This is a genomic window from Lysinibacillus sp. NPDC096418 (assembly GCF_044762775.1).
Classification (GTDB): domain Bacteria; phylum Bacillota; class Bacilli; order Bacillales_A; family Planococcaceae; genus Lysinibacillus.
The window spans coordinates 1-2,873 of record NZ_JBIWEY010000076.1 but is presented as its reverse complement, the minus strand read 5'-3'; the positions used below and the strand labels follow the sequence as shown (position 1 = coordinate 2,873).

The window sequence follows — 2,873 nt, the reverse complement described above, 5'->3', positions numbered from 1 at the left end:
TGTTTCTTGACAATTCAAGTATATATAAATCGGTGAATCTGTGTTTTTTTCATGCTTGTAATTGTGTAAAAACCCCAACAAATATTATAGAACCGTAATAATTAGTGTAATTCGTGCAATTTAAAGCAAAAAAGCTCCAATCTAAATAATTGGAGCTCCCATTAAAAAATTTTATTATTTTAATTTGACTGCTGTACCATAAGCCAATACTTCCGAAGTACCATCCATCACAGAAGAAGTTGTAAAACGTACGCCTACAATTGCATCCGCCCCTAGTTTCAACGCTTCCTCTTCCATTTCTTTTGTTGCGATTTCGCGTGAACGAACAAGCATTTCAGCATATTCTTTCATTTCGCCACCAACAATATTACGCAAACCCGCAACAATATCACGCCCAACGTTTCTAGATTGTACAGAGTTACCCTTTACTAGGCCTAATGTTGCCTCGATTTCTCTACCTGCTACAGAATCAGTTGTCGACATTAACATTTTGGTATCCTCCTTTATTTAATATTTTCTCGGACCGCCTTCACAGTATCTTCAATCGAAGTTGTGATTATCCCATTTCGTTTTATTAATCCGATGACAAATAAATTTCGATATACAAACTGATTTTCCATGCCATCAGCAATAAGTGCATCTATTTTCTTTCTGTTATCCCTTCCTTGTTGACGTACATCTGTAAATACACCGATAATTGGACGATCCAACATAGAGAATGCACCAATCTCCGCAGCGACACCCGAATCAATTTCAACTCCGTCTAAAACAGCAATTAATACATCACTATTTTGTAACATTGAAAGGTCTGCCTCCGCAATACTCAAGCTATCTGCGTAAGCCGATTTGTCATTAATAGCATCATTTTCTTGGGGAACATATAACTCAATCCCCGGTACTGCTTGACGGATCGCCTTAGCTAGCTGCTCGTTTACTAATCGATCCCCTAAAGAAAATAATCCATTTGCTAAATATGCCTTCATTGTAAAACTCCTTAAACTAATGATTTTCCAAAAATTATTTTATGACTCTCTTCTCTTTGATAACTGTAGAAACAATAGAAAAGTCAGAGCTTTTTTATTTCTTCCATATGTATGAACCTTTTTATAGCATAGCACACGAATATGTTCATATTGGTGCTTCATGGGATATGAGGCAATCCCTTACCAAAGAGTACTTTTTAGCCTTTTGTAAGGGATACCCTCTGTACTAACAATCCGCATTATGACCTCACGCCATATTACAACGATACGCTCATTATAACCGAACGAGAAAGGCCATAAATAGGGTTAGATTTATCCATATAACATAGCTGGTGCGCGAACAGTTTGAATATAGTCGGACAGTTTACCGACAAATACTTTTTCTAAATAAGGTAATTCAGAAATACAATGTGGTGTCATAAATGCAGGATTTTGATAAACTTGTAAACCGCCCACTTTTAACAATGTTGCTACAAATTGCGAGCAAAAATACGCACGCTCTCTTCTTAATTCCTTTTGCATGACTACCCCAAATAATCCTAAGAAGTTGTATTTATAACGATCTCGATTCCAATACATATAGCGCACAATTTTCACCATTTCTAAATATTGATAATGAGACACCTCACAACGATAAATCACACAATCCGCTGATTCAAGCAAACCAGTTTCCGCATTCTCACGCAAAAAACCACCACTTAATGGATTGTTCAGTTGTCTTCGCCCAAAACTATACATATTATAAAGTTCTGCATCAAATGAAACAGAGGCGTGATTCATTTCTTTACCGGTATACATCCCGATTGCCTTCGACAGTAAAGTCCCTGTTTTAGTTAATACTATGTATATCGTATGAGTCATTTTTTTCACCTACTTGAATTGTTAAAGTCTACCATCACTTCTATTTATTAATACGTTTAAACATACTAAATAGTTTCGTTATTTATCTTCGTTGACTATTTTTATTTAGTATAGACGACAAACCTTAATTTTCTCTTAATAAAAATATGAAATTTATCTTAAGAATATAAATTACTTGAAGTTTTTTCGATTTGGATAGTTACACTTTACTAATCATTATATCAAATTTAGCGTTATATTATATTTATTTATATGTCTGTAGGTAAAACTATATGATGGTATATGTTGGGTTAAGAGCGATTTTTCACTCGAAATTGTAAATGTAAGAAATGATTTACATACAACTTCCATAATGACAATAATAACCGGTTAATTGTACACTATTTTTCAGCTACTCTAACTAAAAATTCACTTAACTCGCAATCTTCTCCATTATTATTTATCAGTTTAACTTGGTGGTGTTACACAGAAATCGCGGTACTATATGAAAAAAATAAAAATACTCTATTTTAATGACAGTTTCAAACAAAGATGTTTTGTTACGTGAAGGTGAATTCCTCATTATTCCGAAAGTTGTTGAACCTATGCCTTAAGAAGAAGTTTAATTACTTTTTCCTGAGCCTAAAACTACACTTAATACAAGAACTCAATTGAATGTTAAACCTCTTTATACTCTTCAAACGATCTAATCATAGTAGCTCTGATTTTCCAACACTAAAATTCATAGAAAAAAAGCCACCCACGGCAGCCTCTTTAATCCAATATCTAATGCTAACTTTCTTCTTGTCACTAATAAAGTCCTCAATTTCAATAAATAATTTAATGCATATGGAACATCACTAAACAATAATAGTATTACGCATAGAGAATTATTGATTTTACATCCCAGGCTATAACATAATCTATTAAGTATACAGACCACAATTGCTAATGATGATATGCTCCCTATTAGGTAGACAGATTAAAAAATAAAATCTGTTTATTAAATGGGGAGTTTTTTCATGCCTAAAAAATCATTTTCACCAGATG

The 2,873-nt window shown here is 33.4% G+C and carries 3 protein-coding genes; all 3 read right to left on the bottom strand.

Annotated elements, in window-relative coordinates; all coding sequences use genetic code 11:
* Positions 1-174 precede the first annotated feature (174 nt).
* The 3 genes from ACIQZG_RS24415 to ACIQZG_RS24405 all read right to left on the bottom strand — a co-directional run bounded on the left by ACIQZG_RS24415 (position 175) and on the right by ACIQZG_RS24405 (position 1,844).
* A complete protein-coding gene (locus ACIQZG_RS24415; RefSeq protein ID WP_402758747.1) occupies positions 175-489 on the bottom strand; it encodes a YbjQ family protein in 315 nt (104 codons plus the stop codon).
* A gap of 14 nt (positions 490-503) precedes the next feature.
* A complete protein-coding gene (locus ACIQZG_RS24410; protein WP_402758745.1) occupies positions 504-983 on the bottom strand; it encodes a nucleoside 2-deoxyribosyltransferase in 480 nt (159 codons plus the stop codon).
* A 312-nt stretch (positions 984-1,295) separates the two neighbouring features.
* Complete coding sequence (locus ACIQZG_RS24405; protein WP_402758743.1) at positions 1,296-1,844, bottom strand: hypothetical protein; 549 nt, start codon at positions 1,842-1,844, stop codon at positions 1,296-1,298.
* Between the last annotated feature and the right edge of the window lie 1,029 nt (positions 1,845-2,873).